General features: G+C 72.0%; 15 protein-coding genes. 10 read left to right on the top strand and 5 right to left on the bottom strand.

Going from position 1 to position 23666, the window contains the following annotated elements; translation table 11 throughout:
* The first annotated feature begins 6 nt into the window (after nucleotides 1-6).
* Complete coding sequence (locus tag ACFWU3_RS27930) at nucleotides 7-3051, top strand: alpha-mannosidase (RefSeq protein WP_384443189.1); 3045 nt, start codon at nucleotides 7-9, stop codon at nucleotides 3049-3051.
* 73 nt (nucleotides 3052-3124) lie between these two features.
* Here ACFWU3_RS27930 and ACFWU3_RS27925 read toward each other — a convergent pair whose 3' ends face one another.
* The gene (locus tag ACFWU3_RS27925) at nucleotides 3125-4060 is read right to left on the bottom strand and encodes an NAD(P)-dependent oxidoreductase (protein ID WP_384443186.1); all 936 of its coding nucleotides are present in this window, start codon (nucleotides 4058-4060) and stop codon (nucleotides 3125-3127) included.
* Nucleotides 4061-4267: 207 nt separating this feature from the next.
* Here ACFWU3_RS27925 and ACFWU3_RS27920 point away from each other — a divergent pair, with 207 nt between their 5' ends.
* The 4 genes from ACFWU3_RS27920 to ACFWU3_RS27905 are packed head-to-tail and all read left to right on the top strand — an operon-like array spanning nucleotide 4268 to nucleotide 9579.
* Entirely contained in the window at nucleotides 4268-5116 is an 849-nt protein-coding gene (locus tag ACFWU3_RS27920; protein WP_384443183.1) for a hypothetical protein, read from the top strand.
* Between the two features lie 9 nt (nucleotides 5117-5125).
* Nucleotides 5126-7579, top strand: coding sequence for an FHA domain-containing protein (locus ACFWU3_RS27915; protein WP_384443180.1), 2454 nt, complete (start codon nucleotides 5126-5128; stop codon nucleotides 7577-7579).
* A gap of 12 nt (nucleotides 7580-7591) precedes the next feature.
* The gene (locus ACFWU3_RS27910) at nucleotides 7592-8569 is read left to right on the top strand and encodes a hypothetical protein (RefSeq protein ID WP_384443177.1); all 978 of its coding nucleotides are present in this window, start codon (nucleotides 7592-7594) and stop codon (nucleotides 8567-8569) included.
* On the top strand, nucleotides 8569-9579 hold the full coding sequence (locus ACFWU3_RS27905) for a serine/threonine-protein kinase (RefSeq protein ID WP_384443174.1): 1011 nt from the start codon (nucleotides 8569-8571) through the stop codon (nucleotides 9577-9579). The genes ACFWU3_RS27910 and ACFWU3_RS27905 overlap by 1 nt, the downstream gene beginning before the upstream one ends.
* A gap of 42 nt (nucleotides 9580-9621) precedes the next feature.
* On the opposite strand, the gene ACFWU3_RS27900 is transcribed toward ACFWU3_RS27905, so the two are convergent.
* Nucleotides 9622-10905, bottom strand: coding sequence for a streptophobe family protein (locus ACFWU3_RS27900; RefSeq protein ID WP_384443171.1), 1284 nt, complete (start codon nucleotides 10903-10905; stop codon nucleotides 9622-9624).
* A gap of 177 nt (nucleotides 10906-11082) precedes the next feature.
* On the opposite strand from ACFWU3_RS27900, the gene ACFWU3_RS27895 reads away from it, so the two are divergent.
* The gene (locus ACFWU3_RS27895; protein ID WP_384443168.1) at nucleotides 11083-12342 is read left to right on the top strand and encodes a DUF6777 domain-containing protein; all 1260 of its coding nucleotides are present in this window, start codon (nucleotides 11083-11085) and stop codon (nucleotides 12340-12342) included.
* Between the two features lie 33 nt (nucleotides 12343-12375).
* On the opposite strand, the gene ACFWU3_RS27890 is transcribed toward ACFWU3_RS27895, so the two are convergent.
* The 3 genes from ACFWU3_RS27890 to ACFWU3_RS27880 form a co-directional block, all read right to left on the bottom strand.
* The gene (locus tag ACFWU3_RS27890) at nucleotides 12376-13293 is read right to left on the bottom strand and encodes a GNAT family N-acetyltransferase (protein ID WP_384443165.1); all 918 of its coding nucleotides are present in this window, start codon (nucleotides 13291-13293) and stop codon (nucleotides 12376-12378) included.
* Nucleotides 13294-13379: 86 nt separating this feature from the next.
* The gene (locus tag ACFWU3_RS27885; RefSeq protein WP_384443162.1) at nucleotides 13380-14924 is read right to left on the bottom strand and encodes an amino acid permease; all 1545 of its coding nucleotides are present in this window, start codon (nucleotides 14922-14924) and stop codon (nucleotides 13380-13382) included.
* 81 nt (nucleotides 14925-15005) lie between these two features.
* Entirely contained in the window at nucleotides 15006-15962 is a 957-nt protein-coding gene (locus ACFWU3_RS27880) for a hypothetical protein (RefSeq protein WP_384443159.1), read from the bottom strand.
* Nucleotides 15963-16359: 397 nt separating this feature from the next.
* On the opposite strand from ACFWU3_RS27880, the gene ACFWU3_RS27875 reads away from it, so the two are divergent.
* The 4 genes from ACFWU3_RS27875 to ACFWU3_RS27860 all read left to right on the top strand — a co-directional run bounded on the left by ACFWU3_RS27875 (nucleotide 16360) and on the right by ACFWU3_RS27860 (nucleotide 23627).
* A complete protein-coding gene (locus tag ACFWU3_RS27875; protein WP_384443156.1) occupies nucleotides 16360-16797 on the top strand; it encodes a DUF6299 family protein in 438 nt (145 codons plus the stop codon).
* 190 nt (nucleotides 16798-16987) lie between these two features.
* The gene (locus tag ACFWU3_RS27870; RefSeq protein WP_384443153.1) at nucleotides 16988-18985 is read left to right on the top strand and encodes a beta-N-acetylglucosaminidase domain-containing protein; all 1998 of its coding nucleotides are present in this window, start codon (nucleotides 16988-16990) and stop codon (nucleotides 18983-18985) included.
* 102 nt (nucleotides 18986-19087) lie between these two features.
* Nucleotides 19088-22360 carry a GH92 family glycosyl hydrolase gene (locus tag ACFWU3_RS27865; protein ID WP_384443150.1) on the top strand — a complete coding sequence of 1091 codons (3273 nt, stop codon included), beginning with the start codon at nucleotides 19088-19090 and terminating at the stop codon, nucleotides 22358-22360.
* A gap of 88 nt (nucleotides 22361-22448) precedes the next feature.
* Nucleotides 22449-23627 (top strand): lactonase family protein, encoded by a 1179-nt coding sequence (locus ACFWU3_RS27860; RefSeq protein ID WP_384443147.1) that lies wholly within the window; start codon nucleotides 22449-22451, stop codon nucleotides 23625-23627.
* The last annotated feature ends 39 nt before the right edge of the window (nucleotides 23628-23666 follow it).

Raw genomic sequence — 23666 nt, 5'->3', positions numbered from 1 at the left:
CCGAACATGCACGACGAACGCCGCCGTATCGAGGAACGTGTCGAGCGGATCCTGGAGCAGCGCATCCGGCACGCCGTCCATGCCGACGCGGTGCCCTTCACGATCGAGGCCTGGGAGGCGCCGGGCGAGCCGGTGCCGTTCGAGGAGGCCGCGGCCCAGTCGTACGAACCGTTCGTGACGGGCACACCGTGGGGTCCGCCCTGGGGCACCACCTGGTTCCGGGTGCGCGGCGAGGTCCCGGCCCGGTGGGCCGGCCGCCGGGTCGAGTCCGTCTTCGACCTGGGCTTCGTCGGCGACTGGCCGGGCAACCAGGCGGAAGCTCTGGTGCACACGGTGGACGGGACCCCGCTGAAGGCGGTCAACCCGCAGAACCAGTACGTCCCGGTCGCGCGCCCGGCCGCCGGCGGCGAACGGGTCGACTACCTCATCGAGGCCGCCTCCAACCCGGACATCCTGGCGAACGACTTCCGCGGCCCGACCCCGCTCGGCGATCCGGCCACCGCGGGCCGTGCGCCGCTCTACACCTTCGCCCGCGCGGACCTCGCCGTGCTGGACGAGAACGTGTGGCACCTCTCCCTCGATCTCCAGGTGCTGCGCGAGCTGATGCTGGAGCTCGGCGACCACGAACCGCGCCGCCACGAGATCATGCACGCCCTCGACCGCGCGCTCGACGCACTTGACCTGGACGACATCCCGGGCTCGGCGGCGGACGTACGGGAGCTGTTGCGGCCGGTCCTGGCGCGGCCCGCACACGCGAGCGCGCACACGATGTCGGCGGTCGGCCACGCCCATATCGACAGCGCCTGGCTGTGGCCGATCCGTGAGACCAAGCGCAAGGCGTCGCGCACGTTCTCCAATGTGACCGCCCTGGCGGAGGAGTACGAGGAGTTCGTCTTCGCCTGCTCCCAGGCGCAGCAGTACGCCTGGGTGCGCGAGAACTACCCGCGGGTGTGGGAGCGCATCAAGAAGGCCGTCGCCGACGGACAGTGGGCTCCGGTCGGCGGCATGTGGGTGGAGTCCGACGGCAATCTGCCCGGCGGTGAGGCCATCGCACGCCAACTCGTGCACGGCAAGCGGTTCTTCATGGAGCACTTCGGCATCGAGACCAGGGGCGTGTGGCTGCCGGACTCCTTCGGCTACAACGCGGCATACCCCCAGCTCGCGAAGCTCGCCGGCAACGAGTGGTTCCTCACCCAGAAGCTGTCGTGGAACCAGACCAACAAGCTGCCCCACCACACCTTCTGGTGGGAGGGCATCGACGGCTCGCGGATCTTCACGCACTTCCCGCCGGTGGACACCTACAACGCCGAGTTCTCCGGCAAGGAGATGGCCCACGCGGTCCGCAACTACCAGGACAAGGGCGGCGGTACGCGCTCGCTCGCGCCGTTCGGGCACGGCGACGGCGGTGGCGGTCCCACCCGGGAGATGATGGAGCGCGCCCGGCGGCTCGCCGACCTCGAGGGTTCGGCCAAGGTGCGCGTCGAGCACCCGGACGCCTTCTTCGAGGCGGCCCGGGCCGAGTACCCGGACGCGCCGGTGTGGTCGGGTGAGCTCTATCTGGAGCTGCACCGCGCCACGTACACCTCGCAGGCGCGCACCAAGCAGGGCAACCGGCGCAGTGAACACCGGCTGCGGGAGGCGGAGTTGTGGGCGACGGCCGCCGCCCTGCGGGTCCCCGGCTACGACTATCCCCACGAGTGGCTGGACCGGCTGTGGAAGACGGTCCTGCTGCACCAGTTCCACGACATCCTGCCCGGCTCGTCGATCGCCTGGGTGCACCGCGAGGCGGAGGCGGAGTACGCGCGGGTCGCCGGGGAGCTGGAGGCGCTGACCTCCGAGGCGCTGGCCGCGCTGGGCGAGGGCGCGCCGCAGGTGTTCAACACGAGCCCGCTGGACCGTGCCGAGGTGGTGCGGACCCCGGACGGCGGCCTGACGTACACCGAGGTGCCCGGCGGCGGAAGTGCCGCGCTCGGGACGGGCACGGCCCCCGGGCCGGTCACGACGACGGACCGGGTGCTCGACAACGGCCTGGTGCGGGTCGAGTTCGCGGCCGACGGCACACTCGCCTCCGTACGTGACCTGGTGGCGGGCCGCGAGGTGCTGGCCGGGCCCGGCAATCTGCTGCGGCTGCACAGCGACCTGCCCAACTACTGGGACGCCTGGGACATCGACAAGCACTACAGGAACCGCTTCACCGATCTGCTCGACGCCGAGTCGGTCACGGTCGTGGAGTCGGGGCCGCTGCTCGGCGCGGTGCGGATCGAGCGGGCCTTCGGCAAGGGTTCCCGTATCACCCAGACGGTGACGGTCCGGGCGGGGAGCCGGCGAATCGACGTGGAGACCGACATCGACTGGCACGAGGCCGAGAAGATCCTCAAGGCCGCCTTCCCCGTCGACGTCCGTGCCGACCGGTCCACGGCGGAGATCCAGTTCGGGCACGTGCACCGGCCCACCCACACCAACACCAGCTGGGAGGCGGCCCGTTTCGAGGTCTACGGGCACCGCTGGGTGCATGTCGCGGAGCCCGGCTACGGCGTCGCCGTCATCAACGACTCGACGTACGGGCACGACGTCTCACGGACCACCCGCGAGGACGGCGGCACGACGACCACGGTCCGCCTCAGTCTGGTCCGCGCGCCGCGCGTCCCGGACCCCGAGGCCGATCAGGGACGCCACCGCTTCACCTACGCCCTGCTGCCCGGGGCGACGGTGCAGGACGCGATCGCGGAGGGATACGCGCTCAATCTGCCGCTGCGGGTGGCCGAGGCCGGGCCGGTCGCTCCGCTGGTGACCAGTGACAACCCGGCCGTCACGGTGGAGGCGGTCAAACTCGCCGACGACCGCTCGGGCGATGTCGTGGTGCGGCTCTACGAAAGTCTCGGCGGGCGGGCAGGGGCGACGCTGCGCACCGGATTCGCCCTCGCCGGGGCGCAGGTGAACGACCTGCTGGAGCGGCCGTTGGCCGATGAGGCGGTGTCCTGCGACGGGGACACGGTGACGCTGACCCTGCGCCCGTTCCAGATCCTGACGCTGCGGCTCGCCCGCGCCTGAGGGGAACGGACCTCATCCGCACCTTCCCCACCCGGGAAGGTGCGGACGAGGACGGGTCCGGCTGCCGCGGGCCTCACTCGGCGCGCGGCTCCGGGGTCTTCTCCGGGTCGTCGAAGGAGGCGAGGTAGCTGGCGGCCATGTCCTTCTCCCCCAGGCCCCGGTCGACCAGCCGCTCGAAGCGCTCGGCCCCGGCGCGGGCGACATCCAGGGCGACCCCGCGCCGCTCGCCGGCCTCGACGATGAGGCGCGCGTCCTTGAGGGCGTTGTCGACGCTGAAGCTGGGGGTGAAGTCGCCGGCCAGGATCGACTCGGTCTTCAGGCGCAGATAGCCGTTGTCCAGCGGTCCGCCGGACACGCTGTCGAGGAAGGCCCGGGGGTCGACACCGAGGCCGTGGGCCAGGGCGATCGCCTCGGCGGCGGCGTGGTTGAGGGCGGCCACCCAGCTGTTCAGGACCAGCTTGAGCTTGCTGGCGCCGCCGTCGGAGCCGTCTTCGCCGACCCATGTGGTGCGCCGTCCGACGGCGTCGAAGACGGGAGCGAGCGCCGCACGAGCGCTGTCCGGACCGGCCGCCAGCACGAGGAGTTCGCCCGCTTCCGCCGGCTGCTTGGTGCCGAGTACGGGGGCGTCGACGAAGGCCAGCCCGTGCTCGCGTGCGAAACCGGCCAGCTCGGCCGTGGCGGCGTCCCCGACCGTCGCCGACTGGGCCCACACCGTGCCCGGAGCGAGGCCGTCGGACGCCTCCCGCATGGCCGCGAGCACCCGCGGGCCGTCGTTGAGCACGGTGAGCACCACATCCGCGCCCCGGACGGCGTCGGCCGGGGAGTCGGCGCAGTAGGCCCCGTCGGCGACGAGGGCCTCCGCCTTCGCCCGGGTGCGGTTCCAGGCGCGGACGGCCAGCCCGCCGCGCAGCAGGTTCCGCGCCATGGCGGCACCCATGATCCCGGTGCCGAGCACCGCGACCGTCGTGGGTGTGCCGTCGCCGCGTGAATCGCCTTGAGCTGAGGGCATGGTCACGCACATCGCCTTCCGTCGTCGGGGGGTTCGACGGTGCGAGGGTAACCAAGGAACCGGCCCTGCCGCGGTGACGACGCGTCAGCGGCGCCGGGAGCGTGGCCGGTTCTGCCTGTGCGGTCTACCGGTCGACGGCCGGCCTCCGATAGAGGTTCATCCGCGCCGCGCCCGACACCGGTCCGCGGAGAACTGTGGAGGCCTGCCTTGATCCGAGGACGGAGCAGTATCGACCTGGACCGGAGCCGGTTCGACGACATCCACGACCGGCCCGACCCCCGCGCGCACGTCCAGCGGCTCGCCCGGCTGTCGTACGAGACACCGCACCACGCACAGCGGGTCTTCCGCGAAACGATCGCCGAGCGCGCGTCGGCCCACGGCAGCGGGCCGTTCACGGTTCTCGACCTCTGCTGCTCGTACGGCATCAACGCGGCGCTGCTCAACCACCATGTGACGCTTGCCGAGTTGTACGAGCACTGGACCCGCCCGGACGCACAGAGACTGACCCACGCCGAACTCGTCCGGTGCGACCGGGAGTTCTTCGCCCTGCGGCGCAGATCGGACGCGGTCCCGGTGGTGGGAGTCGACATCGCGGGCAACGCCGTCCGGTACGCCCAGTCCGTGGGGCTGCTGGACGAGACGTACACCGAGAATCTGGAGTGCTGTCCGCCCAGCAGACATCTGCGGCGCGCGATGGCCGGCACGGGGCTGATCACCGTCAGCGCAGGCATCGGTCATGTCACCTGGCGCACGTTCGAGACACTGCTGCGCTGTGCGCAGGTCCCGGTGTGGGTGGGCGCGTTCGTGCCGCGCACCGTGGCGTACCGGCCGGTGGCCGAGCGACTGTCCCGCCACGGCCTGGTCACCCGGACGGATACCGGGCGCACCCACCCGCGGCGTCTGTTCACCGGCCCGGCGGAACAGCGCCGCGTCGTCGAGCGGGCCCTGCGGGGCGGTCACGACCCCTCCGGGCTGGAGACGCGCGGTCGCTGCCACACGCATCTGCACCAGTCCCGCCCGGCCGCTGCCTGGGCGCATACCGGGACGAAAAGTTAGAATTCGAGCATGGGAGAGCGGCCCGTAGCACCGACTGCGCCCGAACTTGTCCTCGAAACAGACGCGGGCTCCACGGTGATGAGTCCGAGCCGGGACTACCACGTCGGGCGCGACCCCTTGAGCGACATCGTGCTGGACGACGACCGGGTGTCGTGGCACCACGCGGTGCTGCACGCCGACGACGGTCACTGGACCGTCTCGGACGAGGGCAGCACCAACGGGACCTATGCCGACGGCCGGCGCGTCGATGACCAGTGGGACGTCGGGCCGGGCAGCGTGCTGCGGTTCGGCCATGCGGTCGACGGCGCGCGTGCCGTGCTGACCGGGCAGGCTTCACCCGAGCCCGTGGCGGACCCCGTGTCCGTGGCGGAGCCCGTGTCGGAGCCCGAGCCCGTGCCCGAGCCCGTGTCCGAGCCCGTGGCGGAGCCCGTGTCCGGGCCCGTGTCCGGCGGGCGGGACAGGCCCTCGGCGGTCTCGATGCCCCGGGCGACCGGCACCTTCCGGCAGCCGACCAGTGTGCGACCGCTTCCGACCCGCACCGTCCGTATCGGCCGGGGCGACGACAACGACCTGGTCATCGACGATCTGGTGGTCTCACGCCACCACGCCGAACTGCGGGCGCACTCCGACGGCACCTACGAGATCGTCGACATCGGCTCCCACAACGGCACCTTCCTCAACGGACAGCCGGTCGAGAGCGCCCGGATCGGACCGGGTGACATCGTCGGCATCGGCCACTCCGCGTTCTGCCTGGTGGGCGACCAGCTCCAGGAGTATGTCGACACCGGCGAGGTCTCCCTCGACGTGCAGGATCTCGCGGTCACCGTGGACCACGGACGCAAGACACTCCTCGACCACGTCTCGTTCCCGGTCGGCGAGAAGTGCCTGCTCGGCGTGGTCGGCCCGAGCGGCGCCGGCAAGTCCACCCTGCTCAACGCGCTCACCGGCCTGCGGCCCGCCGACGAGGGGACCGTCCTGTACGACGGGCGCGATCTGTACCGGGACTTCGCCGAGCTGCGCCAGCGCATCGGTCTCGTGCCGCAGGACGACATCCTGCACACCCAGCTGACCGTGCGCCGAGCCCTCGGCTACGCCGCCGAACTGCGCTTCCCCCAGGACACCGGGAAGGCCGAGCGTCTGGCCCGGGTGGAGGAAGTGGTACGCGAGCTGGGCCTGGAGGAGCGTGCGGACCAGCCGATCCACAGTCTGTCCGGCGGCCAGCGCAAGCGTGTGAGCGTGGCGCTGGAACTGATGACCAAACCCTCGCTGCTCTTCCTCGACGAGCCGACGTCCGGGCTGGACCCCGGCATGGACCGTTCGGTGATGCACATGCTGCGCGGCCTGGCCGACGACGGGCGCACCGTCATCGTGGTCACGCACAGCGTGCTCAGCCTGGACGTGTGCGACCGGCTGCTCGTCCTCGCGCCCGGCGGCCGGATCGCCTATTACGGGCCGCCCGACGAGGCACTGCCGTTCTTCGGCTTCGAGCAGTGGCCGGAGGCCTTCGAGGCGTTCGAGAACGACCGGGACCGCGACTGGGCCGGTGCGTACCGGGACTCGACGCTCCAGCGGCGGTACATCGCGAACGCCTCCCCCCAGCCCCACCAGCCGCAGGAGTCGGCGGCCGCCTTCGTGGCGCCGCCCAAGGCCCAGAGCTGGGGATCGCAGCTGAGGACGCTGGTGCGCCGGTACGCGGCGGCGCTCTCCGCCGACCGCACCTTCCTGGTGATCATGATCGCGCTGCCGTTCGTGATGGGCGCGATGGCCCGTGCGCTCGCCGGCAGCCGCCTCACCCAGGAGACGGCGATGAACGCGCTGCTCATCCTGTGTGTGGGCGGCGTGCTGATCGGGGCCGCCAACGCGGTGCGGGAGCTGGTCAAGGAACGGGTGATCTACCGGCGGGAGCGAGCCGTCGGACTGTCCAGATCCGCGTATCTGATGTCCAAGGTCGTCGTGCTGGGCACGGTGACCGTGCTCCAGGCCGTGGTCCTGACCCTGGTCGGCCTGGTCGGCGTCGCCCCCAACGCGCCGGGCGGCAAGGGAGTGCTGCTGCCACCCCTCGTGGAGATCACCCTCGCGGTCGCCGTGCTGTCGTTCACGGCCATGATGCTCGGCCTGCTCGTCTCCGCCGTGGTGCGCAAGGAAGAGGTCACCATGCCTCTGCTGGTGCTCCTCGCCATCGTGCAGGTGGTGTTCTGCGGGGCCCTGCTCAGGCTGAGCGGGCTGCCGGTGATCGAGCAGCTGGCCTGGTTCATCCCCTCGCGCTGGGCGCTGGGAGCGATGGCCGGCACCGTCGGACTGTCCCGGATCGTGCCCGGCGACCTCACGGCGGACCCGCTGTTCGAGCACTCGGCGGGCGTGTGGCTGCTGAACATGGGAATGCTGCTGGTGCTCTCTCTGATCTTCGGCTACGCCGTCCTGCGGCTGCTGCGCCGCCACGAGCCCGCCGTCATGCGGAAGTAGGGCGAAGCCACCATGACCATCGAGGACTTCCGTCCGACACATGTCGTCCCCCGGGACGGTCTGCCCGCCTGGGAGGAGCCGGACGTGTCCCGGCCGACGGCGCCCCTGGACGCGCTGCTCCCGGTGCGGCTGGTCGACCGGCGGGGCGACTGGGGCCGTATCGAGTGCGCCAACGGCTGGTCGGCCTGGGTGGACGGCCGGCTGCTGGTCTCCGTACCGCAGGAGCCCCCGGCCACCGGGCAGCCCCTCACCCGCACGGCCGATCCCCGCCCGCTGCTGACCCGGGCCGGGGAGTCACTCGGTAGGTACCGGCGCGCGGCCGAGGAGCTGGCGACCGGACGGACCGACGGGGAGACGTTCCGCCGCCGGACCCGGGGACTGCGGGTCGGCATGGTGGTGGACGGAGAATCGGTCTGGTTGTACGACTCCGAGCACGAGCGCTGGGTGTACTGCGACGGCGCCCGGCTGAGCACGTTCGCGACGGCTGCCGGGCCGGAGGAGTCGGCCGGCCCGGCAGCTCGGGCGGCCGCGCCACCGGAGCCCACCCGCGTGGTGGACCAGGCGGAGGCCCGGCCGGAGGCGGCGGCACCGGCGCAGGCCGGGCCGGAGGCGGCGGGACCGGCGCAGGCCGGGCCGGAGGCGGCGGGACCGGCACCCGCTCGGGCTCAGCCGGAAACCGCAGGACCGGCGGAACCGGCGCAGGCCCGGCCGGAGGCCGCGAAGCCCGCCGAACCGGCACCCGCTCGGGCTCAGCCGGAGGCGGCCGAGCCGGCCAGGGTGCCTCCGGAGCCCACGCGTGTCGTGACCCCGGCGCCCGCGCCCGCGGAAGCGACCCGGGCCGTCGAACCGGCGCAGGCACAACCGCGGGTCCCGGACGACCCGGTCCCGAAGGACGGCGAGGAGACCCGCCGCGTACCGCCCGCCGACGACGATCCCGTACCGCCCGCCGACGACGATTCCGATCCACCCGCCCGGCCGGGTGACCGGTGATGGCGAGAAGTCCGCGCGACACCGGTCTGCCGACCGGGAGGCCGTCCGACCTGGTCGGACAGCAGATCGCGGGCTACCGCGTGGAGAAGGAGATCGGGCGCGGCGGAATGGCGGTGGTGTACCGCGCCCGCGATCTGCGGCTGGATCGTACGGTCGCGCTGAAACTGCTCGCGCCCGAACTCGCGCGCAACGACACCTTCCGCCGGCGGTTCACCCATGAGTCGCGGGTGGCCGCGGCCATCGACCACCCGCACATCGTCCCGGTCTTCGAGGCGGGCGAGACCGAAGGCGTTCTCTACATCGCGATGCGCTATGTGGCCGGGCAGGACCTGCGGGCCCTGCTCGACCGCAAGGGGCCGCTGCCGTTCGCCACCGCCGGCCGGATCGCCGCGCAGGTCGCCTCGGCCCTGGACGCCGCACACACGCACGACCTGGTGCACCGGGACGTGAAGCCCGGCAACATCCTCGTCGCCGAGGGCACGGACAGCGACCACCCCGAGCACGTCTATCTCACCGACTTCGGGCTGACGAAGAAGTCGCTGTCGCTGACGGGGTTCACCTCGGTCGGGCAGTTCGTGGGGACGCTCGACTATGTGGCGCCCGAGCAGATCTCCGGCCGGCCCGTCGACGGCCGGTGCGACGTCTACAGCTTCGCCTGCGTGGTCTACGAGACCCTCGCCGGGGTGCCCCCCTTCCAGCGCGACGACGACATGGCGCTGCTGTGGGCGCATCAGTTCGATCCGCCGCCGCCGCTGACGTCGAAGCGTGCCGGGCTGCCGGCCGCGGTGGACGGCGTCCTGGCGAAGGCGCTGGCCAAGAGCCCGGACGACCGCTACGGCTCCTGTCTGCAGTTCGTGGCGTCGCTCCGGGCCGCTGCGAGGAGCGGGACCGAGGCGGGGCATCCGCCGGCCCACGGGGATCTGGCCGCGGTCGCGGGGGCCGTGGATCCGGGCCCGCCTCCCCCGCCGCCGAGCTGGGCCATCCCGGTGTTCCCCGGGCTCCCGGCCTGAGGCCGGATCGGTGGAGGCAGCAGGGCAGGGCCCGTCCCGGTCTCAGACGTCGGTCGTCCCGACCTCGCCGCGCCGGTGGACACGCAGGGCCGGAAGACTGCCCAAGAAGCCGGTGACCAGTCCCCACAGGGCGGCGAGCCCCAGGGCGGACCACAGCCGCGGCCGCAGGAACACATCACCGCCGAGACCTCCGTCGATGTCCCCGATGCCCAGCAGCGACAGTCCGTAGTGCGCGGTCAGCCGGGCGACGAGGCAGACGGTCAGCACCGTGAGGACGAGCGCCACGGCCATGTGCACGGCGTGCTGCCACGGTCGTACGCGGGCGGGTGAACGCACGGCCATCAGGAAGGCGGCGGTCAGCAGCAGAACGGCGGCCACGACGAGCAGCCACCAGGCGCGGCTGTCCCGCTCGGTGAGCGAGCTCAGGTTGACCGTGGAGCCGCCCGGCGTGCGCAGCACTTCGTCGAGAACCTGCGGCACGGGCAGCCCGAAGGGGCCCTCGACCTTGCCGTCCCAGGTGGCGCCGAGTCCGACGGTGAAGGCGATCCAGGCGAGGTTGGGCAGCCCGAGCAGGATCACGGCGAACGTCTCGGCGGGGTGCCCCCGGCTCGCCGCGACGACGAGACCCACGACGACGCCCACGACGACATAGGCGAGCAGGAGGACGACCATGGCGAACGCCGCCGGGCGCACCGACTCCTGAAAACGCAGCAGACGGCCGGGCAGCGGTGCCCTGCGCGACACGAGTACGGCCAGCAGAAGGACGCCCGCGAGCCACACCAGTCCCAGGACGACGGTGACGGGGATGTTCGCGCGGAAGCCGACCTGTGGGGCGGAGTCGAGCAGGTCACCGATGTCGGCGACGGTTCCTTCACCGAGGGAGACGGCGAAGGAGTGCCGGGCGAAGGCCGCGAGGGCGATGAGGGCGATCGCCCACAGCACGGCGAGCCGGGCGGCCCAGCCGAGCAGCTCGCGGGCACTCGCGACGGCCCGGTGTCGCAGAGGACGCAGAAACCCCTCGGCGATGGCCACGGCACCCGCCAGCGTCACCGAGAGGGGCAGCACGGTGAGTCCCGCGCTGGTCTCGGCGATGAGCCCGGCGTCTCCGGAGAGTTCGACGGAGCCGCCGACCGCCATGACGACGACCGCCGCGACGACGGACGGAAAGGCGCCTCCGGGCAGATCGGCGGCGCCTGCGGCCCACAGCCCGAGGGCGGCCGTGACGAGGAGGGCGACCACGCCGCCGAGCACTGCCACCAGTGCTCGGCCCCAGCCGTGCGAGGCACGGGCGGGCCGGTCGCGGTCGTGGATCTCCTCGTGGCTCACGCTGCCACGCTAAGCAGCCGAGCGGCCCTCCGCCCGCCGGGAGGGCCGACCGCGTCAGCTTGCGAGCCGTGCGGAAGCGGAGCACACAATGGTCGTGAAGTGCCCTGAAATGTCTTCAACGGAATATGTAGGGCATTTCCACTCCGCTTGACGTCCTCATCGTGGGAAGAAGAGCCCGTGAGCGCCGAACAGCCACCGTCCGAACGCCCCACAGGTCCACCGTCGGGCCCTCTGTCCGGACCGTCGCGGGGACCCACGCCGCCACCCGGCCCGCCTCCCGGCCCGTCGAGCGGTGGCGGTCCGGGCGGTGGCGGTCCGGGCGGACCCGGCGGAACGGGCGGCTCCGACACTCCCGCGGGAGGACCCGGCGACGGCGGGCAGCGCCCGTGGTGGCGCTCCGTACCCAAGGTGGCCACGATCGCCGTCGCGCTGGTGGCCGCCGTGGCGCTGATCGTCGTCTTCACCCGCCCCGACGGAGGTTCCGGCTCCGGGAGCGAGGTGTTCCTCCAGGCCGCGGGCACGGCGGGCCCCGACCCCTACACCCCCTCCACCGCACGCGAGGACGCGCCCACGGACGAGTCGGCGCAGCCGACCGCGACCGCGAGGGCGGCCAACCAGACGCAGAGCGTGGTCGGCTCAACTCCCGGCCTGTACGGGGGGACCCGTAAGGTCGCCAGCTGCAATGTCGAGCAGCAGGTCACGTACCTGACCGACAATCCGGCCAAGAACACGGCCTTCGCGTCGGTCGTGGACGTCGAACCCGGCGCCGTACCCGCGTATCTCCGCTCGCTGACACCCGTCCAGCTGCGGCTGGACACCCGCGTCACCAACCACGGCTACCGGGACGGCAAGCCGACCAGCTACCAGGCGGTGCTCCAGACCGGCACGGCCGTCCTCATCGACGACCGCGGCGTGCCCACGGTGCGCTGCGCCTGCGGCAACCCGCTCCAGGAGCCCAAGGAGCTGAAGGGCACACCGAAGCGCACGGGCGACGCCTGGCCCGGGTACCGGCCGGGGAAGGAAGTGATCGTCGCGCCCGCGCCGCAGCCGGTCAAGGAGTTCGTGGTCTTCGACGGCGAGAACGACGACTGGTTCGAACGACCCGCGGGTGGCACCGGCGGCAGCGACAAGAAGACGGCGCCCCCGAAGAAGCCGCTCCCCTCGGCACCCACACCGGGCACCTCCCCCTCGGGCTCGTCCGGGTCCGCGTGTCCGTCGCCGGGCGGGAAGTGCCCGCCGTCGTCGCCCGATTCGCCGCCCTCGAACCCGCCGGACTCACCTTCGGAGCCCCCGCCCTCGCAACCGCAGAGCCCCGAACCCCCGCCCACCCAGTCCCCGGAGCCCCCACCGCCACCCCCGCCGCCGCAGTCCGACTCGGCGGACACGGGCACCACCGCGTCGGCACCGGACAGCGCAGCGCCGGCCCCGGCCGGTTAGCGGTGAGGCCGGGGGCCCTCGGCGACGGACCGGCTAGCCGAGTTCGAGCGAGGTGACCCCGAACATGCGCTCCGAACCCACCTCCGGCGCCCGTCCGTTGTACATCCGGACGGTGACCGACCGGGGCTCCAGGCCCCGTGCCGCGGCGAGTGCGACGGCGTCCTTCCGGGCTTCGGGTACGTCGAGCGCGACCTGCTCGTCCGGGCCGAGGTGGGCGGTGAGCGTGTCGAACAGCGCCTCCGCGTCCTCGGGGGTGTCGGCGAACAGCGGGCCGACGCGGTGGCCTTCGAGGGCGGGGCGGATCACTCCGTAGCCGGTGACCCGGCCGTCCCGGAGCCGCGCGTACGCCCGGTGGCCGGCCGCGGTCAGCCAGCGGGAGACGAAGTCCCGTCGGTCGGCGGGGAAGCACTCCCGGTCGTACGCGGCGATCGCGTCCAGGTGCTCCGGAGCCACGGGAACCACTCCCGGTGCCGGCGTGCCGGATCGGGCGGGGCGGCCGCCGTAGCGGATGTTCTCGCCGACCGCGGTGAAGCCGGATCGCCGGTAGGTCGCCTGCTGGGCCGGTACCGCGTCGAGGCCGACGACGCGGTCGCCGGCGCGCGGGAAGGCGGCCTGCCAGGTGGCGAGGCCGAGGCCCTTGCGGCGGTGCAGGGGGTGCACGAGGTAGTAGCCGAGAAAGGCGTAGCGGTCCGAGTAGATGACGATCGAGACCGCGGAAACGATCGTGTCGCCGAGCCGGCCGACGAAGAAGCCCGCCGGGTCGGTGGGGTGGTAGCAGGCCACGTCGCCGTTGCCCGGGTTCCACCCTTCGTCGGCGGCCCAGCGGGCGACCAGGTGCCAGTCCTCCGACGATGCGGCGCTGACGGTGAGTTCACCGGCGCCGGGCGCCGCGCCGGGTGTGCTGCCCGGGCCGGCCGAGGGCGACCGGGGGGATTCGTCGTGAGGGTTCATGAGCTTGCGCACCTTTCGTGCCGTACAGCTGCGGATCGTGCGAACAGGTGGGCCGTGCGGGCTTGCGGCCCCGGATCGGCCCCGGGTCAGATCAGGTCCATGGCTGCCACCTCGTCCGGGCTGCCGTAGCTGACCGGGCCCTGGAAGCGGCGCCGTGCGGTGGCGAACCACCAGACCGTGGCGATGAGGAGGACGACTCCGAGGGCGATCGGGGCGTAGTTGAAGGTGGTCCCCGTGATCGGGGAGACCTGCGGGAGCATGAACAGCACGCTGCTGAACACGATCCAGGTCACGGCCACCCGCGCGACGGGCCTGCCCCAGCGCCCGAGGCTCCAGGGACCGGCATCGAAGTCGTCGCCCAGGCGCAGACGCAAGAAGATCGGTACGCCGTAGGCGAGATACAGCCCGACCACATTGACGCTCACAATCGCGGTGAACGCCGTGTGCGACCACCACGCCGGAATGATCAGGACGAGGGAGCAGGCGGCCGCCAGCCACACCGCCTTGACGGGCGTGCGGGTCCGCGGGGACACCGAATGCCACAGCCGCGATCCGGGCATCGCGCCGTCCCGCGAGAAGGCGAAGATCTGCCGCGTATTGCTGGTCATGTTGGCCAGCCCGCAGAACAGCATGGCGCCGATCACGATGAGCAGGAGCAGCTTTGCGGTGCCCGTTCCGAGGCCGTCGACGAGAATCTGCACCGGCGGTGCGGAAGCACTCGCTGTAGCCGCATAATCGCGGATCGCGTACACCAGGGCGAGCATGAGGACGAGTCCGGCGACCGCCGAGCATCCGATGGCCCGCATGATGCCTCTGGGGGTGTTGACGGTCGCCTTCACCGTCTCTTCCGACATGTGGAAACTGCCGTCGAAGCCGGTGAACGTCCAACTGGTCACCAGCAGGCCGAGCATTGCGGCGTACACACCGTTGCTGAAGCCGGTGTTGTTCACGAAATGCGTGACGAACGACGGCGACTGATGGTGCGTCGGTATGAAGGCGAGACACAGCACGATCACCACCATGCCGATCAGCAGCCACCACACGGAGATCCGGTTCAGGGCGGCGACCAGTTGCACGGTGTAGGTGTTCGCCAGCGCCTGGAGCAGCACGATCAGGGCGGTGATGAGCACCGTCCGCTGACCGGTGATCTCGTAGCCGGGCCACTGCATGACGACGAACGCCTGGATGAAGGTGGCGGCCGCGTACCCCGTGGCGGCCGTGCCGCCGACCTGCCCGACGAAGTTCAGCCAGCCGGTGTACCAGGACCAGGCGCCGCGGTGGCGTTTGGCGAGCTTGCCTGCCGAGAAGTAGAGCGCCCCGCTCGTCGGATACGCGGACGCGATCTCCCCCATCGCGGCGCCGACGAACAGCACCATGACGGACACGCCTATCCAGCCCAGGACCAGAATGCGCGGGCCGCCGGCGCCCATGCCGAATCCGAAGGCGGAGAAGATTCCGGAGATGATGTTGATGATGGTGAAGGAGATGGCGAAATTGTCAAAGGCACGGAATCGTCGGGTGAGCTTTCGTGGATAGCCCATGGCGTGCAGGGTCGCGTCGTCGTCGAGAGCGACGGCTCCGTCATGGCGATGACGGTTCTTCAATCGGGGTGGGGACGTACGCTCGGACACAACTGCGCCCTTTCCCTGAGGGATTGGAAGAAGGAGTCGAAGAAGAAGGAGTCGAAAGGGGCGGGATCGGCCGGGAGGAATTCAGGCGGCATTCGGGATGGGAAGCCCGCAGGTGCGTCTCGCGCGGGTCAATTGCTCGCCCGGCGCACCGAAGACACTCCATGGCATACGCGACGCATAGGGTCCCATCGCGGTGAGGACTTCCCGCGCCTCGAATTCGCGCTTCGCCATGTAGAGGGCGTGCGCCAGATACGACAGGTCCAGGACCGGGGTGAAGCGGTAGTCGGACGTGCGGGGGAACCAGTGGTGGTAGAGCCCCATCGAGGTGGCCAGCCACTGGGGCTGGCGCCAGGTGCGGTCGGCGAGCAGGGCGGAGGGGTCGTACTCCTCGACCAGGGCGACCAGGGGCAGCAGCCGCAACGGGGATGCGGCCGGGGCACGGTGGCTGAGGAACGAGGCGACGTCCCAGCGCGCGCTGGCCGTTCCGCCGTGCCGGGTGAAGAAGAAGGACAGGAAGCGGTGATGGGCCTCACGGTTCCAGGGGTCGAGCCGCAGTACACGGGAGAACAACTGCCAGGGGCCGGGCGGCGCGGTCAACAGGCCCTGTGGGGCCGGGTCGAGGGGCCGCCGGACACGGGCCAGGGCCAGTTGCGCCACCCAGGGGGTGGGGTCCTCGGGCAGCAGCTGCGCCGCCCGATCGCAGGCGCCGTTCGCGATGCCGACCAGAGTGCCGGTGCGCCGGTCCTGCGCGTCGGCCGAGCGCAGCGCGCGGAGCATCGCCACCCGCGCCCACAGCAGCGCCGACTCGGGGCCCGGCTCCTCGGCGAGCCAGCGCTCGGCGAGGTCCGAGTCGGCCGCCTCGGACGCCAGCACCAGTGAACGGTGGGCGCGTACGTCGAAATCGTCGCGCGAGTCCCTGAGCACCTCGTGGGCACTGAGATAGCGGCCGGCTTTCACATCGACGCAGGCACGGGCCAGTTGACGGTCGTCGGCCGCCGGATGCCAGACGTACTGCCCCTCGAACGAGCCAGCGGCCACGATCCCCCTCCGTCCCCCGCAGACGACACTGACGCACTCTCACACGCATTCCGGCCAGGCGGAATTGAGCCGGTCTCCCCCGCGATAGATCACCGACAGCGGGCCACACCCTACTCACCATCAAGTGACGGAGAAAACACTCGTTCGGAGGAACTGGCGTGTCGCCATTCCCGCCGCGCCCCGAAGGCCCGACGACTGGCATATGCGAAACGCGCTCGACGGGTGACCGGAGGACCGAACTTGTTGAATCCTCCATCATTCTTGGGATACCGGACGCATTCCCCGCCGGCCTTCCCCGCTCAGCCGAATGACCGGTACGCCCTCGTCAGGACCGCACGGGCTCGCTCGTCCGTGCGATGCCGCGACACCTCGGCCGCGGACGGTCGTTTTGTTCTGCATGATCACTGCCCGACGCGCAACGCTCATTTCATCGGTCTGTATCGCTGCCGCCCTCGCGACCGGCCTGACGCCCGGCAGCGCGAGCGCTCAATTCGCTCCCGACACCGTCACCGTGGACGGGATCGGCCTGATCGCGGCGGACGGAACGCTCACGCTGAGCGGCACCTACCGCTGCTCGTCACTGCGCACCGGCCCGATCGTCATCAGCTCCAAGGCAACCCAGGGCGACACCCAGGTCGGCATCGGCAGTACCACGGCGATCTGCGACGGCCAGGAGCGGGAATGGCGCAACACCGGCAACCACATGGGGCTGCTGGCAACCGGGGCCGCGCAGGGCGAGGCCTCGCTCATCGCGCTGGACACCTCGGGCGGCTTCATCCCGATCCCCGTCACCCTCACCACCCAGCGCGGTGATCTGACCCTCCAGAACGGCTGACTTCCGGTCGATTCCCCGGCGCCCCGCGCACCGCAGCGACAGCGGGCGCGGGGCCTTCCCCCTGTGACCAGGGCATTCCGGAGCGTCGCCGACAGGCGGACACATCAGTACGTCCCACCCTCTTGACAACGATGTCAGCCAGTGGTCCAGTCCTCCAGCATCAAGGCATTGACGAGGAGGCGGCACAGCGATGGCACTCGGAACCACATCCGCGGCGCTCCGGCCCCACCGGCACCCCCGCGGCGCACATGCCGTCGCCCTGTTGCTCTCGCTCCTCGAACGCGCCCCGGCCACCGCCGGCACCCCGGGTCGAGCCGCGGCCGGCCATGAGGACCGCGCGCCGCGACTGCTCCCGCGGCCCCGATCGGTGCAGAAGCGATCTGAGACCATCCGCCTTCCGGCGGCGGTGACCCTCGTCCGCGGGGCGTCGACCGACGCCGCCGCCCTGGCCGTCGTCGAGGAGGTGCTCCAGGACGCGGGCGTCCGCACCATCGGCCGGTCGGACGACCACGCGCCCCCGCACGACCGCTTCGCCGTCCATGTCGGCGGCCACCGGGAGAACGAGGCAACGGCCGACGCACTGAGCGCGCTCGGCGTCCAGGGCGCCGAGACCATGGCCGCCGAGGGATACGTCCTCGCCGTCGGCGCGGGCCGGGACGGTCGCCGTCACATCGTGCTGAGCGGCGCGGACCCCACGGGCACGTACTACGCGGCCCAGACACTGCGCCGGCTGGTGCGCGGGCCGAGGCTGCGGGGAACGGTGATCCGCGACTGGCCCTCCTTGTCGCGGCGCGGAGTTGTCGACGTCTCGCCGAACCCGCCGTGGTCGCATCAGCGCCGCCGCGCCGACCTGGAGTGGCTGGGCAGGCACAACGTGAACACGTACCACTACGCGCCCGCGGACGACCCGTACCGGGGACGCGAGCATCCGCCCGGCGAACTCGCCCGTATCGCGGAGCTGGTCGGGCACGCCCGGGCCCACCACGTGGAGTTCGGCTACGTCCTGGCCCCTGACCGGCCGGGGGATCCCGCCCCGGGTGAGCTGACCGCGAAGGTCGCAGCCCTCAGGACCATCGGTGTCCGCAGCTTCGTCATCGGCTTCGACCACTGCGCCGGCGGGCAGCCCGACGGCGCGATGGGCACGGAGCCCACGGCCATGGCGCACGCTCAGGCACGTCTGGCCAACGCCCTCCACGCGGGGGGCGCCCCGTACCCGGGAGAGGCACCCCTGCAGATCGTGCCCACCGCCATTGAAGGCCCGGGGCAGGACGACTATCTGCGCCGGCTCGCGCAGGAACTCGATCCCGACACCGTCGTCCAGTGGACCGTCGGAGGCGCGGTACCTGGGCACCGGCGGCAACTGGCCACCGCACGCGAGATCTTCGGACGGCGACTGCTGGTGCGGGACTCCGGACCGGTCGGCGGCGCACTGGGCGGACTGTCGCTCGGCCCCTACGCGGGGCACGGCCCGGGTCTCGCCGAGGAGGCGCTCGGTCTGGTCACGGTCCCGGCGCCACGGGCCTCGCGGATCGCCCTCTCCGGGTTCGCCGACTACGCCTGGAACACCGGCGACTACGACCCCGAACGGTCCTGGTCGGCCGCGCTCGACGAGCTGACCGGCGGGGACGAGGCCGCCGTCGGCGCCCTGCGCGCCTTCGCCGGCCTCCACCGCACCGGCGGGGCGACCGCTCGTCAGGGCGGAGAACTCGCCTCCGCCGTCGCGGAGTTCCGTCGTGGCGGTCACGCGTCTCCGCTCCGGAAGGCGCTGCGTGCGGTCCACGAAGCGCCCGCGGTGCTCCGCGACCGCTTACGGGACCCCGCTTTCCTCGCCGGCCCGGGGCCATGGCTCGACGCCGTCGAGGCATGGGGCGAAGCAGCCCTGACGGCGCCGGCGTCGACGACCGGGCACCGCACCCACCGCGGTGCGGGCACCACCCTCCGCGGTGCGGGCACCGGTGGGCCTCACCTCTCGCCCGTCCCCCTCCCCGAACGCGAGCAGCCCTTCACCGAGCCGGGGCCGCGGGCCGGGACACCGGTCGAACGCGGCCCGGTCCGGGCGGAGTTCGTGCTCCCCGCGCCGGAGGAGGCTCCCCTGCGCCCGGGACCCGGCCCGACCGGGAACGAGGTCCGCCGTCCGCGTCCGGGCCGGACCTGCGAGACCCGGCCGCCCGCCGACGGCCGGGCGTGAGCGGGCCATTGACAGGTTCCGATGACCATGAAAGCTTTCCCGCACTCGAATCGGACAACGTTGTCAGCAAGGGGCGCCCAGATGCGAGAGTCGGCCGTTCGGATGCGCACGAGAACCGCCCGGTTGCTGGCGGCCGTTCTGCTCGCCGGCGGGCTGTCCGGCCCTGCGGGCTCGGCCGTGGCCGCCGGGGCACCAGCCGTCGCGGACGACCCGGCCGCGCTCGTCAACCCGTTCGTGGGCACGCAGAACTTCGGCAACACCTTCCCCGGTGCGAGCGCCCCGTTCGGCATGGTGCAGGTCAGCCCGGACACCGGCGGTCAGGGCGGCTACGACTACCAGCAGAACAAGATCCACGGCTTCAGCCAGACCCATCTGTCGGGCGTGGGCTGCGGGGTGGCCGGTGAGCTGCCGATCATGCCGACCACGGGTGCTGTCGAAAGCGTGAACCCCGACGAGTACCGCTCGGAGTACTCGCACGACGACGAGCAGGCGGAGCCGGGCTACTACCGGGTGAAGCTCCGGTCCTACGGGATCGACGCCGAGCTCACCGCGACGCAGCGGACCGGCTGGCAGCGCTACACGTTCCCGTCCACGGGCGATGCCAACGTTCTGTTCAACACCGGCAGGGCCAACCAGAAGGTGTACGACTCCGAGGTCCATGTGATCGGCGACCGGACCGTCGAGGGCCGTGTCGACGCCGGCAACTTCTGCGCGGGCAAGGACCGTCACACCGTCTACTTCACCGCCACCTTCGACCGCCCGTTCAGGACGCAGGGCACCTGGCGCGGTGCGACCCCCACGCCGGGCGGCAGGGACGCCGCCGGCGAGGGGGGCAACGGCGCCTGGGTGACCTTCGACGCGAGCGCCGACAAGGACGTCGTGGTGAAGGTCGGCCTGTCGTACACCGGGATCGAGGGTGCCCGGAAGAACCTGGCCGCGGAGACGAAGGACTCGTACGACTTCGATGCCACGCGCGCAGCCCTGCACAGCACCTGGCAGAAGCAGTTGAGGTCCGTCCGGATCGGTGGCGGCACGCGCGAGCGGCAGAGTGCCTTCTACACCGCGCTCTATCACGCGCAGTTGCACCCGAACGTGGCCGGCGACGTGGACGGCCGCTATGTGGGCTTCGACCGCACGTCCCATACGGCGGACGGCTACACGCCCTACCAGAACTTCTCCCTGTGGGACACCTACCGGCCGCAGAACCAACTGCTGGAGCTCCTCCAACCCGGTGTGGCCCGCGAGGTCGCCCTGAGCGTCGTCGCGATCGGCAGGGACGGCGGCTGGCTCCCCCGCTGGGCGCTCGCCAACAGCGAGACCAACATCATGACCGGCGATCCGGTGACCCCGTTCCTCGTCGAGGCCTGGTCCAAGGGGCTCCTGTCCGGCCACGAGAAGGAGACCTACGCGCTGCTGCGGAAGAACGCCACCGCCACACCGCCCGCCGATTCCCCCTACAACGGCCGCTCGGGCGTGGACTTCTACAGCGAACGCGGCTACATCCCGTCCGGCCTCGGACTCGGCAAGGACTGCGCGGACAAGGGCGGCGACAACGACTGCGACCACCCCGCGTCGGCCACACTCGAATACGCGGCGGCCGACGCCTCACTGGCCCTGATGGCGAAGGGGCTCGGACACGGCGCCGACGCGCGGATGTTCGCCGGCCGGGGGCAGTGGTACCGCAATCTGTGGGACTCCTCCATCGGCCAGTTCCGGCCCCGCACGTCGCAGGGCACCTGGGTGACCCCCTACGATCCGGTGGAAGCGGGCCATCAGTTCCACGAGGGCGGTGCCTATCAGTACCAGTGGCTGGTGCCCCAGGACCCGGCCGGGCTGGTCGGTCTCATGGGCGGCAGGAAGGCCACGGAGAAGCGCCTCGACGCCTTCTTCGTCCATGACAAGCTGCTGACCGACCCGGCCGGGACCGCCCGCAGCGACTGGATCTCGCAGCCGTACGACTACTACGGCAAGCCGACCTACAACCCCAACAACGAGCCCGATCTGCACGCCCCGTACATGTATCTGTGGGCGGGCGCGCCCGCGAAGACGGCGACGGTCACCCGGGCGGCGATGACGCTGTTCACCACCGGGCCCGACGGTATGACGGGCAACGACGACCTGGGCACCATGTCGGCCTGGTACGTGTTCTCGTCGCTCGGGCTGTATCCGGTGATGAGCGGTGCCGATCATCTGGCCCTGTCCAGCCCGCAGTTCGAGTCGGCGGTGGTCACGGTCGGCCGGTACGGCCGGCAGCGGGGCGGCACCCTGCGGATCACCGCTCCCGGCGCGAGTGACGAACGCCGTTATGTGCAGTCCGTGGCTCTCGACGGCGCGCCGGTCGGCCGGACCTGGCTGGACTGGGACGACGTCGCCGACGGCGGCCGTCTCGACCACCGGCTCGGCACGGCCCCGTCCGCGTGGGGTACGAGCCCGGGCGCCGAACCGCCGTCCGTCAACGCCGGGGGCGGCGCCGACCGACGCCGTCGACTGGACGCCTCGCTGCGGACCGCCGCCGACGTCGTACCGGCCGGGGGCAGCGGGCAGACGGCGCATCTGGCGGTGGACGTCCTCGCACAGTCCCCGGGGGACGTCCGGGCGACCGTCGGTGTCCGGGCTCCTGCCGGGTGGTCCGTGCGGGCGGCATCTCGGCTCACGCTGAACTCACGTCATCTGCCGGTGCAGAAGACGGTCCCCATCGCGGTCGGGGTGCCCGCCGGGACGCCGACGGGCTCCTATCCCGTACGGATCACGGTCACCGCGCCGGGCATGGCCGCGGTGGTCCGCAGCGCCACGGTCGAGGTGCGTCCGGCCGCGTCGTGCGCGGCTGAGGGCGGGTCCACCTGCGCGGTGGATCTGACGGGCGCGCTGAACCATGACGGCACGGCGACGACGGACCAGTCCGGCCAGGGTGACTTCGACGGGGGCGGCTGGAGCTACGACGCCGGGCTGCTGCCCCCCGCCGGGCCGGTCAGCTGGAACGGCACGACGTACCGGGCGCCCGACCCGTCGGGGACCGCGCCGAACTTCGTCGAGGCCCGCGGCCAGACGCTGTTGCTGCCCTCCGGGGCCCGGTCGTCGCTGCGCCTGGTGGCCGCCTCGCACAACGGTCCGGTGACCACCTCGCTGACCGTGCGCTACACGGACGGCAGTACGGCGCAGGTGCCGGTGACGATCGGCGACTGGGCGGGCTCCGCCCCGGCCGGCAGCAGCGTGGTACTCGACATGCCGCACCGGATCAAGGCCGGGCAGGGCGTCGACGGGCCGCCGGTACGGCTGTTCGGCGACTCCGCGACACTCGACAGCACCAGGTCGCCGCGCTCGGTGACGCTCCCCGACGATGCGCGGGTCGAGGTGTACGCGATCACCCTGACGTGAGCCGCTCTGCGGCCGTCCGCCGCGCTCACCCCCGCCCACCGGCACCCCCCACCTCGCACCACCCGGACCGATTTCCGAGGTAGAGCACATGAGCAGCAGAGCAGCACCGGCGGACACCGACCGTTCCGTGCCCGTCGCCGAAGCGCCGGGCCGGCGCAGGTTTCTCGGGACGGTGGTGGCCGCGACGGTCACGGCCGCCTTACCGGCGACCGCGCATGCCGCGCCGCGCGGGCCGCGGCGACTCTTTCTGGGCACCTACACCTCCGTCGCCGGTGGCGGCGCCGGCATCGGTCTCGCGGCGTACGACGACACGACCGGGCACATCACCGCGACCGGCACGGTCACCGGTGTCGGCGACCCCTCGTTCCTGGCACTCCACCCCTCCGGCGGCACGCTCTACACGGTGAACGAGCGGGAGGACGGAGCGGTGACCGCGATCCGGCTCTCATCGGACGGCCGGCACCAAGTACTCGGCAGCCGCGCCACCGGCGGCGCCGGCCCCTGTCATCTGTCCGTGCATCCGGGCGGCAACTGGCTGCTCAGCGCCAACTACACGTCCGGCAGCGTCACCGTGCACCCGATCGAGGCGTCCGGCGCGCTGGGGGCCCGCACGGCCCTCGTCACGCACTCCGCACCGCCGCCCGGCCCCGGCCAGGCGGGACCGCACGCGCACCAGATCATCACCAGCCCGGACGGCGGTCATGTCCTCGCCGTGGATCTGGGCACCGACACCGTCTACACCTACCGGCTCGACACCACGCGCGGCACACTCACCGCGGTGTCACGGGCAACGGTCCGGCCGGGTGCCGGACCGCGCCATCTCACCTTCCATCCCTCGGGCCGCTCCGCGTACGTGGCCAACGAGCTGGACAACACGGTGGCCGTCTGCGGCTACGACCCGGCCACGGGCACGCTGACCCCGGGCGCGCCGCAACCCACCGGGACGGGCCCGGGAACGAGCCATCCGGCGCAGCTCGCGGTGACCCGCGACGGCCGGTTCGCGTTTCTCGCCAACCGTGGGCACAACAGCCTGACGCGCTATGCCGTGGAGGACGGTGGAGCGCGGCTGCGGCTGCTCGGCACCGTCCCGGTCGGCGGCGACCACCCCCGGCACATCGCCCTGTCGCCGTCGCAGAATCTGTTGTTCGCCGCCAACCAGCGCTCCAGCACGGTGTCCGTGTTCCACGTCGATCGGACGACCGGAGAACTGCGGCCTGCGGGAAGCCCCTTTCGCTTTCCGGTAGCGGTCTGCGCGCTACCGCTGTAACCCATGCGGCAGCACGCCCCCGTGCTCGTGCCTCGGGGG

This window comes from Streptomyces sp. NPDC058685 (assembly GCF_042714725.1).
Taxonomy (GTDB): domain Bacteria; phylum Actinomycetota; class Actinomycetes; order Streptomycetales; family Streptomycetaceae; genus Streptomyces.
Note: the sequence above shows the minus strand (reverse complement) of the source record. Positions and strands in the feature narration are given on the sequence as shown.